This is a genomic window from Bacillus sp. z50 (assembly GCF_058313585.1).
Map to the genome: position 1 here is coordinate 24,353 of NZ_JBZFQL010000011.1, position 14,928 is coordinate 39,280.

Here is a 14,928-nt window from a genome sequence, read left to right on the forward strand (position 1 = left end):
ATCATTATTTGGAGTATTGGTTGCCTCTTTTTCATAGTCATGTCCTGTTTTTAGGAGACAAAAAAAGGTTAATTGGAGACTCCTTGGAGTTTTCACAATTAACCGTTAAACAATAATATATTATTGTTCCATTTGCTTCGCAAGGAAGCTTGCAGCTGTTTCGATTGCTTTTAATTCAATTTCACCAACTGTAGCTTCTTTAGCAAAAATCACAACTGCGCCGATTGGATCGCCGTTTGCAACAATTGGAGCCACTGTGTAGGATGCTACTTCTTCATCAACGCCATCTACAAGTGAAAAAGAACCTTTTTGAGTATGTAGAACTGAGTTACGATCCTCCATAATTTTCTCTAAAGAGTCACTGATTGCTTTATTAAGGAATTCCTTTTTAGAGCTTCCTGCTACTGCGATAAATGTATCACGGTCACAGATTAGAACTGGGTTTCCTAAGCTATCATAAAGTGCCTCTGCATATTCTTTAGAGAAGTCTCCAAGTTCACTGATAGGAGAATATTTTTTTAAAATTACTTCGCCATCTCTGTCAACGAAGATTTCCAAAGGATCTCCCTCACGGATTCTCAATGTTCTTCTGATTTCTTTTGGAATAACAACGCGTCCTAGATCATCTATACGACGAACAATACCAGTTGCTTTCATTCTATGTTGCCTCTCTTTCATCGGGTTGATTTTTTGCGACACATCCTGCTGCCCAAATCGACTATGCCGCCGATGTTGTACATAGTATTTTTCTAATGGTAACTTCTATACATAAAGAAAATTTTTTCTTTATGTATCACCATAAAAAGGAGGGCATTGGTACACTTGATTGCTTTAAAAAGCACATAGTTCACATTTTACTATTCAGTCTTTTCTTTAACCTTTTTGTTACGTTCCAACTCAGAAACTAATTCAAAGGCAGCATTGAGCCAGTCCTGAACCGGTACTTTCTTTACGTAAAGAACCATTTTCAAGCGATTAGCCTCCATACCCAGTCCGACCATACGACCAAACTTTGAAGCAGATCTGAATAATACATGTCCATCAATTTCTTTACTTGTTTTTTCAGAGGTGATAATAGTAACGTCATCTTTTGTTTGTTTAATTAATTCTACACCTGCCCGAATGGCAAGAACTTTAATTTCTGCAATTTTAAACAGGTAGGTAACTTCTTGTGGAAATTCTCCAAATCGGTCAAGCATTTCCTCCTGAAGTTCATCCAATTCCTCAGAAGTTGATATGCTTCTGAAACGTTTGTACATTTCGATTTTTTGATTGCCGTCAGAAATATAAGAATCCGGAATATATGCATCTACTTTAAGATCAATTTCAATCAGATTATGGACTTCTTTATTGGTATCCCCTTTTCGTTCCTGAATTGCCTCTTTGAGCATTTGGGAATAAAGGTCAAATCCAACAGAATCGATAAAGCCATGCTGCTCCGCACCCAAAAGATTACCTGCACCTCGAATGGTCAGATCCCTCATTGCTATTTTAAAGCCTGAACCCAACTCTGTAAATTCCTTTATTGCCTGCAATCTTCTTTCTGCAACCTCTGTCAATACCTTATCCTGCCGATAAGTAAAATACGCATATGCTACACGATTGGATCTTCCAACCCTTCCCCGTAGTTGATATAACTGGGATAAGCCCATCCTGTCTGCATCATAAACGATGAGTGTATTTACATTAGGAATATCCACTCCAGTCTCAATTATGGTAGTACTTACCAACACATCAGCCTCACCCTCAAGGAAACTGTACATGACAGATTCAAGCTCACTTTCTGTCATTTTTCCATGCGCAGTCACGATTTTGGCATCCGGGATTAGCATCGACAGCTCTTCAGCTCTTCTTTCAATATCTTCTACACGGTTATACAGATAGTATACCTGTCCTCCTCTTGCCATCTCCCGCTCAATTGCCTCCCGTGCTAGCATCGGATTATATTCCATTACATAGGTTTGCACAGGGAAACGATTTTCCGGAGGTGTCTCAATTACTGAAAGATCCCTCACACCAAGCATGGACATATGCAAGGTTCTTGGTATTGGGGTAGCTGTCAGAGTCAGAACATCTACATTTGTTTTTAGTTGTTTAATTTTTTCTTTATGTGTTACACCAAATCGTTGCTCTTCATCTACAACAAGTAAACCAAGATCTCGATAAACGATGTCCTTAGATAAAATTCTATGTGTTCCAATAACCACATCAACTGTTCCGTTTTTTAGACCTTTAATTGTTTCATTCTGCTGTTTTCTTGTTCTGAATCTACTTAAAAGGCCGATGTTGATTGGGAAATCCTGAAACCTTTCACGCATGGTCTCATAGTGCTGCTGTGCAAGAATGGTAGTTGGCACTAAAAAGGCAACCTGTTTACCATCAGCAACAGCTTTAAATACTGCCCGAATGGCAACCTCAGTCTTCCCATATCCTACATCACCGCATAGTAAACGATCCATTGGACGTTCACGTTCCATATCCTTCTTGATTTCAACAATAGATCTCAGCTGATCTTCTGTTTCCTTATATGGAAAAGAGGCTTCGAAATCCTTCTGCATTTCTCCATCCGGCATAAAAGCATAGCCCTTCGCGGTCTCTCGTTCTGCATATAATTTGATTAGATCATCAGCTATATCCTGGACCGTTGATTGAACCTTACTTTTTACGCGTGTCCAATCATTACCGCCAAGCTTATACATCTTAGGTTCTTTACCTTCTGAACCAACATATTTCTGAATCAGGTCAATTTGATCTACTGGCACATAAAGCTTATCAGTTCCCTGATAGCGAATATGAAGATAATCTTTATGAATTCCATTAATCTCTAATGTTTCAATACCAATAAACTTCCCTATCCCGTGATTTACATGGACAACATAATCGCCAGGCTTCAATTCCGAATAATTTTTTATACGTTCGGCATTGGACATTTTTTGCCTTCTGGCTGATTTTCTTGTTCGCTTATTAAACAGTTCTTTCTCCGTAATGAGTGCTAGTCTCTGCATAGGAAGCTCGAATCCAGTCAGTAGCTGCCCCTCCATAATTTGCAGGGATTCTATCTTAATATCATCTTTATTTTGTACAAAGCTTGCATCGACTTCGTAATCCTCTAGGATACGCTCTATTCTCTTGACCCGCTCCTCATCGGCACCCATAAGAACAACTGTGTATTTTCCTTTTTTCCAGCGTTCTACCTCAGCTTTAAATAAATTCATCTGCCCATGGAAATCCTGCATTTGCTTGCAGCTGATATTTACGATGTTTTGAGGGCTTGTTTGAGGTACATGCCTTAAAAACAATGACATATAAATATGCGGATATTTATGTTGACTCATAAGTGAAGAGAGTGAATGAGATAGAGTAATATCATGAATAATTTTCCCCTCATCAAGTAGAGTTGTATAATATTCAGCCTCTTCTTTATCCAGCTGTTCACCCATCTCCTGAATTCTGCTGATTTCATCAAAAATGACGATACTCTCTGTCGGAATATAATCTAGCAAACTAGCCTGTTTATCATAGGCCAGTGACATATATTGAGTGATATGGTCAAACTTATTCCCGCTTCTAAGCATATCAATTTCATGCTCGATTTGCTGAACCATCCGCTGTTGTGCATCTGCATTTTTAATTCTTTTTAAGGATTGGCTTAAGCCGGCTTCTAAATGCTCTGCTATTTTAGCCACATTGCCCTTATTCAAAATAATTTCATTGACCGGGCTGATAAATGCCTTTTCTACCTTTTGTAGCGATTTTTGATCTTCAGCTGAAAATATACGAATGGAATCAATCTCTGTATCAAACAATTCAATCCGGAAAGGGTTTTCTTCTGTCAGAGGATAGATATCCAATATTCCGCCTCTAAGAGAAAACTCACCTGGAGTCGATACCATATCCGTTCTCGAATATCCAAGCGAGATTAAATTCTCCAATACGCTCTCGATATTCAGATCATCGCCCACATTCCATTCAATCAAGGATTCCTTCCAAACAGAACGAGGTGGAAGCACCTTTTTAATACCGGAAATCGGAGCAATAATAACTCCGCCTTTTTCCTCTGTTGCAAGATAATTAAGTGTTTCTATTCTCTGTGTACGCAGTTCAGGACTGGCAATACTTAATTCAGCAGCAATCAATTCATTTGCTGGAAATAGAAATACTTTATTTTTATTTAAAATCGACGTTAGGTCTTCATATACTTTTTGGGCATGTAAAAGATTCGGTACCACCACTAGAAGGGGCCGATTTGTTTGTTCATATAGCGCTGCCATAAAGAGAGAACGCGAAGAACCTGTTAAACCGGCTAATAATTGTTCCTTCAGACCTTCCTGTAGCCCATCTGTAATGGATCGAATATCTTTGTTATCTGTAAGTAGTTGCTGCAATTTATTCATATAATCCGTCCTCCCTTCAGCCTTCTACATAATTTATATATTTATAGTTGGTCTGCTATGTGAAAATAATAAACAGAAAAACGCTTTGGAATTTTCATCCAAAGCAGTCCACTGTCTTATTGTATTAAGTGTTCAAGCAAATGATAGTCTGGATTTTGATCCAGCGTATTCTGGCAGCTTTCACAAATTGATCGAATGCGAATAGTTCCATTCTCACCATATTCAATAATCTCTTTTCTTTCCTCGGTTGAAAGAAAATCATAAACCGATTGATATAATTCATCCTGCTGTTCGCTAATCTCACCTAAAGTGTGCCCACAGTGCCTGCAGCAATAATGTAGCGTCATATCATACCCTCCGCTTTATTATATACCGCTAGTATGCACCATTATCTTATTGTTTATTCAGTCTAGTGGATGGATATGATTATTGCCCATTAAATGAGTTCATTACCTTTAAAAATGGCTCATTAAGCCATTGATCGCAGACTTTTAAGGATTTATCAATTGCCTCCTTCATGATTTCCCATTCATCATCCTTGAAATTGGTTAAAACGTAATCGGGTACGGGAATTCTTCCTTCCGGCCTGCCAATTCCAACTCTTATACGGTTAAAACTATCTCCGCCCAAATGCTGGATGGTTGATTTCATCCCATTATGACCGCCGGCGCTTCCCTTTTGTCTGAGTCGAACTTTACCCCTTGGTAAATCAAGATCATCATAGATGACTGCAATATCATCCAGACCTATTTTATAAAAACGGGCTAACGGAGCAATGGCTTCCCCCGAAAGATTCATATATGTCAATGGCTTTAATAAAACGACCTTTTCTCCATTAACGGTTCCTGTTCCATATAAGCCATTATATTTACTTTGATTCATTTTAATATTCCAGCGTTCAGCCAAATAATCAATGATTAAAAACCCGATATTATGACGTGTTCGCTCATACTGTGATCCTGGGTTTCCAAGACCTACAATCAACTTCATACCTTTACACATCCTTGTGAATATCAAACTAATTAGTTTCCTCTTAACATTTTATACTGTTTCATCCTCAAAGGAAAATAAGGATAACAAAAATTTGTGATTTTTTTAGCATGTCCTCTTCTCTTTTTTGTCATGATAAAAAAGGCTGCTGAGAAACGACAGTTCTCAACAACCTTCTTAATTCACGACCTATATTGCTCTATCTTAGTTTAATCTTAGTCTTCTTTATTATCTGTTGTCTCGGCACTTTCCTTTTCTTCAGCATCATCATCCGTATCAACTGTAGGAGGAAGGATAGATGCAACGACTTCATCTTCATCCTGTGAAATGGTATAAGAACCTTCAACATTTAAATCAGCGATGATAATGGAATCGCCAATTTTTAATTCAGAAACATCATATTCGATTGAGCTTGGAATATCATCAGGCTTAGATGATACAGTTACTGTGTGCAGAGATTGTTGCAGCATACCGCCGGATTTTACACCCTCTGCCTGTCCAACAAGATCAATCCTAACTTCTACATCCATTTCCTGCGACATATTTACGATTAAAAAGTCAGCGTGCATAATATGCCCTTTTATAGGATCTTGTTGATACTCTGTAAGCATTACCTTTTCCTTACTACCATTTATCTCAAGTGATAGTACGCCATTGCGTCCACTTTCTTTAATCGCCTTTAAAAAACTACCTTCATCTACAAATATTGTCTTCGCTTCTTTTTGATTCCCATATACTACTGCAGGGAAATTACCTTTTGCTCTTAATTCTCTTAAAGATGAGTGTCTCAAATCTGTTCTTTCACTTACTGTTAAATTTGTAACCATTTTGCTTCACCATCCTAATCTATTTTAAATATCACCCTTTCATATTCCCTAATCTCCCGAACTCGAAACAATTCACTTATCACTATGGGTAAGTTACATTGAATGATAACTAAAAGAAGTCTGCCTTATGGCAGACTTCTGATCAATCGAATAATGTACTTACTGATTGTTCCTCATGAACACGGATAATTGCCTCTCCAATTAAAGAAGCCACTGATAGATTTACGATCTTATCAATTCTTTTTTCTTCTGGTAGTGCAATGGTGTTTGTAACAGCCAGTTCTTTAATTTTGGAGCTTTGAATTCTTTCAATTGCCGGACCTGATAGTACTGGATGTGTACAGCAGGCATATACTTCTTTTGCTCCATTTGCAATCAACGCATTGGCAGCGAGTGTAATCGTACCGGCAGTATCAATAATATCATCAATTAAGATAGCTGTTTTTCCTTCAATGTTGCCAACAATATTCATTACTTCTGCAACATTTGGTCTTGGACGGCGTTTATCAATAATAGCAATAGGTGCTTTTAAGCGATCAGCCATTTTACGGGCTCTTGTTACTCCGCCATGATCCGGAGATACAATAACGATATCCTCCAAATTCTTCTGTTGGAAATAATCCGCAAGAATTGGCACACCCATTAAGTGATCAATCAGAATATCAAAGAATCCTTGAATTTGAGGAGCATGAAGATCAAGTGTAATGACACGTGATGCCCCTGCTGTTTCCAATAAATTAGCTACAAGCTTGGCTGTAATAGGTTCACGTGCTCTTGCTTTTCTATCTTGACGCGCGTAACCATAATAAGGCATAACAATATTAATGGTCTTAGCAGACGCTCTTTTCAGCGCATCAATCATAATTAGCAGCTCCATTAGATGTTCATTTACAGGCTGGCTTGTTGATTGAATGACATAAACATCACATCCGCGAATACTTTCTTCAATATTGATTTGTACTTCACCATCGCTAAATTGCGACACTGTGCATTTTCCTAATTCAACGCCAATCTCTTTAGCAATTTCTTCTGCTAATCCGGGATTCGAATTAAGAGAAAAAACCTTTAAATTAGGATCTAAATATCGATTTGACATTATGGGCCTCCAAGACTATTTTTTAAGATTTAACTTGCCTACATAATTTTCTTTGTTTACCTGACGTGCACGGGCAACTGATAATGCCTCACCTGGAACATCTTTCGTAATCGTTGAACCAGCGGCAACATATGCTCCCTTGCCTACAGTTACAGGAGCAACCAGGTTCGAGTTACAACCGATAAAAGCTCCGTCTTCAATCGTAGTCAGGAATTTATTTTTACCATCATAATTTACCGTGATGCTTCCGCATCCAACATTTACACCTTCTCCAACAATTGCATCTCCTAAGTAACTTAAATGAGATGCCTTGCTTCCTTTACCAAAGGTGGTTTTTTTGATTTCAACAAAGTTCCCAATTTTAACATCGTCCATAATATTGGATTGAGGACGAATGTGGGCGAAAGGTCCTATTTGAACCTCAGATCCAATTTGGCTATCATGTGCAACCGATTGGCGAATAACCGTATTATCTCCGATATTACAATTTTCGATTTCCGTATTCGGCCCTATTTTACAGCCGCTTCCTATTACTGTATGACCAGTAATAGTCGTACCTGGATATATATATGAGTCCGTTCCTATTTGTACATCCTTATGGATATATGTGTTTTCTGGATCTACAATAGTGACTCCATTACGCATATGCTGTTCATTAATACGACGCTTCATATATGTTTCTGCCTGAGACAGTGCTACTCGATCATTAATACCTAGCGTTTCTGCAAAATCAGGTGTCTCATATGCAGAAATAATTTCTCCCTGTTTCTTTAGTATCTCAATAACATCCGGTAAATAGTATTCACCCTGTGCATTATGATTAGAAACATTCTTTAAGCAATCAAATAAGAGCTTATTATCAAAACAGTAAGTGCCAGTGTTAATCTCTTCAATAAGCAATTCTTCTTCAGTTGCATCTTTATGTTCTACAATTTTCTCAACCAAGCCCTCTTTGTTTCGCACGATACGACCATAACCAGCAGGATTGGTTGTTCGTGCCGTGAGGATTGTAGCTTTTGCTTTTTGCTCAGCATGCAGATTTAATAATGCATCTAACGTTTCTGCTGTAATAAGAGGTGTATCTCCGCAAATCACAAGAGTTGTGCCTTCTTCACTACCAAGTAGGTCCTGTGCTTGCATAACCGCATGGGCAGTTCCTAATTGTTCTGCTTGCAGTGCATATTCAGTCTTGTCCTTTAAGACTGACTTAACCTCTTCAGCGCCATGACCAATAATCGTTACAATTTTCTCCGCCTTAATGGATGATACGTTATCTATAACATGTTCTACCATCGGCTTGCCGCATACGGGATGTAATACTTTATATAAGCTGGATTTCATTCTCGTCCCTTTTCCCGCAGCTAGTATTACAGCATTTCGGTTCGTCATGATTGCCCTCCGTTTACCTTTTTATCCATTACGAATATACCTTAACTCCATGTTCTTTTCAAGAAGTGGAGTCAAAACCATGAATTAATTTATAAATTTGTGAAGAGAAATGCACTGGAGAGTATTAGAGGAATTTGTGAAGAAAAATAAAAAAGAGCCTCTCAGATGGTCGGCTCTAGATGTTGATTTTAAATTTTCTATCTATTAAGATGCTCCTGCTCCTTCTAACTCTACCTCTTCCATTTCACCAATACGGTGATACTCGGCAAGAACAGCTTCCTGGATTTTACCGCGCGTTCCAGAATTGATTGGATGAGCGATATCACGGAACTCTCCATCTGGTGTGCGTTTGCTTGGCATTGCCACAAACAGGCCATTATTCCCATCTATAACTCGAATATCATGAACAACAAATTCATTATCCAAAGTAATGGATGCAATCGCCCTCATTCTACCATCTGTATTGACGCGGCGTAATCTTACGTCAGTCACTTCCATCTATGTCACCACCTTTTATAATGCGAATTACTAAACTATTTCCACAAAAATTATGATATTCCTTCTTTTTTTTGAAAAATATAGAAATAATTGTGAAACTTTTTAATAACTGAATATAATCGCAGTATAAAAGGCACTGAACATCCAATCGGTTATGCCGATTACTTCCTACTTAGATCAGAAGAAATTCCCTTTATTTACCTTAATTGTTTTGTCCTTCATATTCACATCCGTCAATTTAATCAAAGATAGGTACTCATCGACAAGACGCTCCTCAGAATTTTCAGCTTCAACTAACACAGCAATCCCTGCTACATTTGCATCAAATTCCTCAATTAAGTTAATCATACCGTTTACGGTTCCGCCGGCTTTCATGAAGTCATCCACAATCAAAACCTTCGAATCCCTTTTGAGACTTTTCTTCGACAAGACCATTGTTTGAATTCTTTTATTTGAGCCTGACACATAATTAATGCTTAATGTCGGGCCTTCTGTTACTAATGAATCTCTTCTGACAATAACCACCGGAACATTTAAATAGTGAGCTACTGAATATGCTAAAGGAATACCTTTTGTTGCTACTGTCATAACAACGTCAATATTTTGGTTTGCATAATGTGAGGCAATTAGTTTTCCTACGTTACCAATTATTTTTGGCTGACCCAAAATATCCGTCATATAAAGGTAGCCGCCTGGTAACAGCCTTTCCGGTGTCTCCATCAAAGCACATAAATCCTTGATGATTTGGTCAGATTCCTCCATACTCACGCCAATAATATACTTTACTCCGCCTGCCGCTCCAGGGACAGTAACCAACGTTCCATTCCCCATTGCTTCCAAGGTCTGTTTAATAATCACGAGATCCTCACTGATAGAAGATTTCGCAGATTGATATCTTTCTGAGAAAAAGGATAGTGGAATAAGGGTGGAGGGATGATCCATCAAATAGGTTGTCATATCTACAAGACGTTCACTTCTGCGCAATTTCATTTTTACCCCCAGAACACGAATATTTTATTATGATTTTATATTAATGTCCGTGCTTATTCAATATCCAGCCTGTTTCCAAGCAGGCGAACTGCATAAACATGTTCACAAAAACCCATTAACCCATTATAAATCCTTTGCATACGTGAATCATGTTCAACCAAGCCAAATACTGTAGGTCCGCTTCCACTCATTAACACAGCGTCAGCTCCGAACCTGCTCATTTGTTCCTTAATCATTTTCACTTCAGGATACATTTTTAACGTTACACTCTCTAAAACGTTTCCCATACTTTGACACATAGCCTCATAATTTTGATTATATATAGACTCTACCATTGAATTTATATTAGGGTGTGCCAATTCATTTATCTTCAAATTACGATAGACATCTGCTGTAGATACCCCTATTGTCGGCTTCGCCAAAACTACCCAGCAGTTTGGAGGTGCTGGCAAATGCTCAATTCTTTCTCCCCTGCCTCTTGCGATTGCTGTACCACCATGCACACAAAATGATACATCTGATCCTATCTCAGCTCCAAGCTCTGCAAGCTGGTCCATAGAAAGGCCAAGGTTCCAAATGCGGTTTAACCCTCTTAATGTTGCTGCAGCATCACTGCTGCCACCTGCAAGACCTGCTGCCACAGGGATATGTTTATCAATGGTTATTTCAATACCTGTATTAATCTCGTATTTCTTTTTCAATAATGCTGCTGCCTGATAAGCTAAATTCCGACTATCATCCGGCACATAGCGGTTATGCGAGTTAATTTTTATGGTATTGTTATTTAGTTCCATCAGTTCGATCCGATCTGCTAAATCGACATTCGTCATAACCATTTCAACTTCATGGAAGCCATCTTCCCTTTTATATAAAACATCCAGTGCCAAGTTAATCTTAGCAGGTGCTTTCTCCATCCATTTCATTCTGTTCACCTACTTATCCTTTTGTTACCTTCTCACATTGTACATTTTCGTAACACCAATCGCCACTATTCGTATAAATTTTTCTCTTTAATTTGTGGCGAACAAGAAAACCCCAGGATATAAATCCCTGGGGTTTAATTGCCGTACCGAACAAGTATTAGTTTTCGGAAAGTCGAATGTCACAGCATTTATGATCGATTGGCTAATTGCTGCTCTGCTATTTCAATTGCCCTTTTCACCATATTCCCTGCATCAACGGCTCTAATTCCGCCCCATCCTTCTTTCTGCACTACATCCCAGAAACCAAGTTCCTTAGCAAGCTCTTCTTTAAACTTTTCAGACATCATACTTCTTCTGCCCAAGTTTAACAGCTCCTTTTTATCGGTACGACCTTTATATCATTTATCTAAAACTAAATTTCATAACAGCCAATATATTCATGTAGGCAAATAAAAAAGCAGAGAACTATTGTTCACTGCCGTTACGCCATTTTTCCTGATGTCTCTTCAGTAAATGTTAATTCTACCGTTTCTGTTAATACATCTGCATAGCTGTATGAAACTCTTTCAAAAGAGTTCTCATCCTGATCTAATTCGACAACGAATACTGAGGGATAAGTTTCAGCTAATACACCTGAACGTTCGATAGTTTTTCTTCTACCGCCATTCGCTTTGAGTAGCAACTTCTGTCCCAAATGGGAATCCAAAATCTGTTTAATATCATTCAAACTTTTTGGCATGCTTCGTCCACCTCACTAAAAGTAGTATATCACATAGACTAATGACGGTCAAATAAAATAATAAATTATATCAGTGATCAAATTTGTTTGTCAATGTTTTTCACAAGAAAAATACCGTTTTTTTCTCTCTTTTATTCTACCCTATTCGACAGATAGATATGTATGTAAATTCCAATTACATTATGTTTAAGATTATAGAGAGGATAAATGATTTATTTTGTTGAATAAAACTATCTTGGAGAGCCACTTCTACAAAACATTCTACCCTTCACTAAACACGAGTCAGCGGAATCAATTTAGCAGGGATCAATACTGACTTTATCCCTTTATCTGGTGAATATAAAAAAAGCACCGATCATTAACCATCGGTACTTTTGGCATTAGCAATCATTCTGTTAAGAATCTGCTTATAAATAGTACTAATTCAAGAGTTGAGAGATAGGTAAGAACCTTTTAAAAAACCATATGATATGGGTTAGACAATCAGTCATCTGTTTCAAGCTTTTCCTTCGCCTCGTTTGTATGATAAGGCATTCCGATTCTAAGAACACCCTTCGATTCAACTCCTCCAAGCCCTTTCTCACCCGTTAAAGTATTACGAAGAACCTCCCATACATTCACATGATCCATAAAAGGCGTAAGACTTATCTTTCCAACAATATAAACCGGATCTAATGCATGGATATTCACACGGGAAGGAGAACTGGCAAAATTAGCACCAGCAACGATTAATGATTCAAAATGAGATTGGCAAGCACCTGCAAAGATAACTAAATGGTCCAAATGGTGAATTTTTTTCCTAGCCTCCTTGACGGCCATTACGAAGTCCTTTGAATGCCTATATGCATTTATATCATTAATGGCTCCTTTAGACTTCGAATAGGAATCATGGCCTGTGATGACAAGGATATCAGGCCTGTATTGATCCAATAATTCTCCAATCTTATAAGGCATTTCACGCTCCTTACAATGTTCTCCGTGTACAGGAATTCCAATGCGCTTATAAAGGGTCAGGCATTTCTCCAAATAACTAGGATCTCCATCAAGATGCAGCACCTTTCCAGGGATTTGAAAATAATCAACAGGCTGTCGGTACCCATCTGTGACTTCATATTCTTTTTTATGACGCAATCGCTCAAATTCCTGTGATATAAGATGATTTGATTGATTCACCAAAGTATCTGTATACATATTTCTTGTAGCTCTCTCATCTTCGCCTATTACTTTTAGATCCGAGAGGGGTGCATCTGCTTCCAAACGTATATCTTCACCAAATATGATCGCAATTTTTCCGCCATCATGCTCCAAAATATCTATAACACGAAAATAGATATCGCAATCATACGATTTCCGACCAACTATATCATTAACCTTTATCATGAAAGCCTCACTCCATATTATGTCACTGCAACTAATCAATGGATTCAACATAGGCTATGCAGATCAAGGGTCAGATGTGAAGACAGAAAAAAGCCAGATCAACTTGAACTGGCTTTTTTTGCTTAATATATTTATTTAAAATGAGGTTTAAGAGCATTACTCAAATCGGCAAACTCTTGCAGAGATAATGTCTCTCCTCTTCTAATCGGATCTATACCCGCAGCTTCCAGCCCTTGGAGAATCAGTTCCTTTCTTGCTTTTCCATCAGGAAGCTGGGAAACTAAGTTATTTAAAATCGTTTTTCTTCTTTGAGCAAAACTTGCCCTCGTAATTTCAAAAAAGAAACCTTCGTCTTCAACCTCTACAGCCGGTTTATCTCTGACCTTTAGATGGATAACAGCAGAATCTACATTAGGCTGCGGCACAAATACCGTTTTCGGTACAATCATGGCTACTGCAGCTGTTGTGTAATACTGGACTGCAATCGACAATGACCCATATTCTTTCGTTCCTGGAGCTGCTGCCATACGATCAGCAACTTCTTTTTGAAGCATAACCGTTATGCTTTCAAGGGGCAGACGTTCTTCAAGTAGTTTCATGATAATCGGCGTAGTAACGTAATATGGCAAGTTCGCTACAATATGAAGATCATCTACCTGACCAGTAAACTCCTCCTTAATCACTTTTGCTACGTCTGCTTTCAGTATATCCTCGTGAATAACTTGGATATTATCATAAGCTGAAAGAGTATCTTTTAAGATCGGCAAAAGGCGTTGATCTATTTCAAAGGCTACAACTTTCTTACAGTTCTTTGCTAATTGTTCTGTCAACGCGCCAATACCCGGCCCAATTTCTATTGCTCCGCTCTCTGAGTGAACACCCGAATGGTGAACAATATTTCGTAGTATGTTTGTATCAATTAAGAAGTTCTGGCCAAGACTCTTCTTAAAGGAGAATCCATATTTATCCAGTATTTCTCTTGTTTTAATTGGGGTTGCAATATCTTTATTCATTTATTTCCACTCCATTTATATGTTCGATTGCCTTCATGAACTCTTCCTTTGAGATTCCAAACATCTTCAATCTTGTATATAGCTGTTTGCCATTTGCATAGCCGATATTCAGATATCGACCTAACTTTTCCCGTCTCTCAGCGGAACCTGGACCGCCAACTAAACCAAATAAGACCAAATCATCCTTACTGATTACTTCTTTTAATTCCGAATCCATTAGTTTCGCATTTTTTAATGCATCTCTGATGGCTTCATCAGACGCATGTTCAACACCCAGCCCACGCCCTGACTTATGGATAGCCAAGTGCTTTGGCAGAAACGCATGCTGGCATCCAGGTACCTCCTGTGAAATGATTTGTCTTATTCTCTCTCCCGGAAAATCAGGATCAGTAAAAACAATCACTCCCCTGACCTTTTGCGCCAAGCGAATTTGATTTAACGTTTCCTGATTAATAGCTGAACCATTTGTTTCTATTGTATCAGCATTTAAAGCGCGTTTGATGGCTGTGGTGTCGTCTTTTCCTTCAACGACAATAATTTCTTTGATTTTCATTTTCCCTCCAAAAAAATTTATCTAAAATTTGTAATTTACAATTGATATATTTGTGTTATTTTTGTAATATTAATGTAATGTTAATTTATTCACGGTTAACCCTGCTTATTATAACGCAAAAAAACAGCGGATACGA

General features: G+C 38.1%; 15 protein-coding genes. All 15 read right to left on the reverse strand.

Annotated features, from left to right (window positions below):
* Positions 1-120: 120 nt before the first annotated feature.
* Positions 121-657, reverse strand: a complete 537-nt coding sequence (spoVT, locus tag AC4G3N_RS18880) for a stage V sporulation protein T (protein WP_066103150.1) — start codon at positions 655-657, stop codon at positions 121-123.
* Between the two features lie 200 nt (positions 658-857).
* Positions 858-4,394, reverse strand: coding sequence for a transcription-repair coupling factor (gene mfd / locus AC4G3N_RS18885; RefSeq protein WP_491090998.1), 3,537 nt, complete (start codon positions 4,392-4,394; stop codon positions 858-860).
* A gap of 116 nt (positions 4,395-4,510) precedes the next feature.
* Complete coding sequence (gene fin, locus AC4G3N_RS18890) at positions 4,511-4,741, reverse strand: anti-sigma-F factor Fin (RefSeq protein ID WP_066103155.1); 231 nt, start codon at positions 4,739-4,741, stop codon at positions 4,511-4,513.
* 79 nt (positions 4,742-4,820) lie between these two features.
* On the reverse strand, positions 4,821-5,384 hold the full coding sequence (gene pth, locus AC4G3N_RS18895; RefSeq protein WP_066103158.1) for an aminoacyl-tRNA hydrolase: 564 nt from the start codon (positions 5,382-5,384) through the stop codon (positions 4,821-4,823).
* A 215-nt stretch (positions 5,385-5,599) separates the two neighbouring features.
* Positions 5,600-6,211, reverse strand: coding sequence for a 50S ribosomal protein L25/general stress protein Ctc (locus AC4G3N_RS18900; protein WP_148631343.1), 612 nt, complete (start codon positions 6,209-6,211; stop codon positions 5,600-5,602).
* Positions 6,212-6,353: 142 nt separating this feature from the next.
* Positions 6,354-7,307, reverse strand: coding sequence for a ribose-phosphate diphosphokinase (locus tag AC4G3N_RS18905; protein ID WP_066103164.1), 954 nt, complete (start codon positions 7,305-7,307; stop codon positions 6,354-6,356).
* A 15-nt stretch (positions 7,308-7,322) separates the two neighbouring features.
* On the reverse strand, positions 7,323-8,696 hold the full coding sequence (glmU, locus tag AC4G3N_RS18910; RefSeq protein WP_066103167.1) for a bifunctional UDP-N-acetylglucosamine diphosphorylase/glucosamine-1-phosphate N-acetyltransferase GlmU: 1,374 nt from the start codon (positions 8,694-8,696) through the stop codon (positions 7,323-7,325).
* Positions 8,697-8,900: 204 nt separating this feature from the next.
* On the reverse strand, positions 8,901-9,194 hold the full coding sequence (gene spoVG / locus AC4G3N_RS18915) for a septation regulator SpoVG (protein ID WP_066103170.1): 294 nt from the start codon (positions 9,192-9,194) through the stop codon (positions 8,901-8,903).
* Positions 9,195-9,371: 177 nt separating this feature from the next.
* Positions 9,372-10,184, reverse strand: coding sequence for a pur operon repressor (purR, locus tag AC4G3N_RS18920; RefSeq protein ID WP_491091004.1), 813 nt, complete (start codon positions 10,182-10,184; stop codon positions 9,372-9,374).
* Positions 10,185-10,237: 53 nt separating this feature from the next.
* Positions 10,238-11,107 (reverse strand): 4-(cytidine 5'-diphospho)-2-C-methyl-D-erythritol kinase, encoded by an 870-nt coding sequence (gene ispE, locus AC4G3N_RS18925; protein ID WP_066103175.1) that lies wholly within the window; start codon positions 11,105-11,107, stop codon positions 10,238-10,240.
* 188 nt (positions 11,108-11,295) lie between these two features.
* Entirely contained in the window at positions 11,296-11,451 is a 156-nt protein-coding gene (locus tag AC4G3N_RS18930) for a small, acid-soluble spore protein, alpha/beta type (RefSeq protein WP_066103234.1), read from the reverse strand.
* Positions 11,452-11,588: 137 nt separating this feature from the next.
* Positions 11,589-11,846, reverse strand: coding sequence for a biofilm formation stimulator Veg (gene veg / locus AC4G3N_RS18935; protein WP_066103179.1), 258 nt, complete (start codon positions 11,844-11,846; stop codon positions 11,589-11,591).
* Between the two features lie 483 nt (positions 11,847-12,329).
* Positions 12,330-13,226, reverse strand: a complete 897-nt coding sequence (gene yabG / locus AC4G3N_RS18940) for a sporulation peptidase YabG (protein ID WP_491091007.1) — start codon at positions 13,224-13,226, stop codon at positions 12,330-12,332.
* Between the two features lie 131 nt (positions 13,227-13,357).
* Positions 13,358-14,239 (reverse strand): 16S rRNA (adenine(1518)-N(6)/adenine(1519)-N(6))-dimethyltransferase RsmA, encoded by an 882-nt coding sequence (rsmA, locus tag AC4G3N_RS18945; RefSeq protein WP_066103185.1) that lies wholly within the window; start codon positions 14,237-14,239, stop codon positions 13,358-13,360.
* Complete coding sequence (gene rnmV, locus AC4G3N_RS18950) at positions 14,232-14,792, reverse strand: ribonuclease M5 (RefSeq protein WP_491091010.1); 561 nt, start codon at positions 14,790-14,792, stop codon at positions 14,232-14,234. Before rnmV ends, rsmA begins: the two co-directional genes overlap by 8 nt.
* Positions 14,793-14,928: the final 136 nt, after the last annotated feature.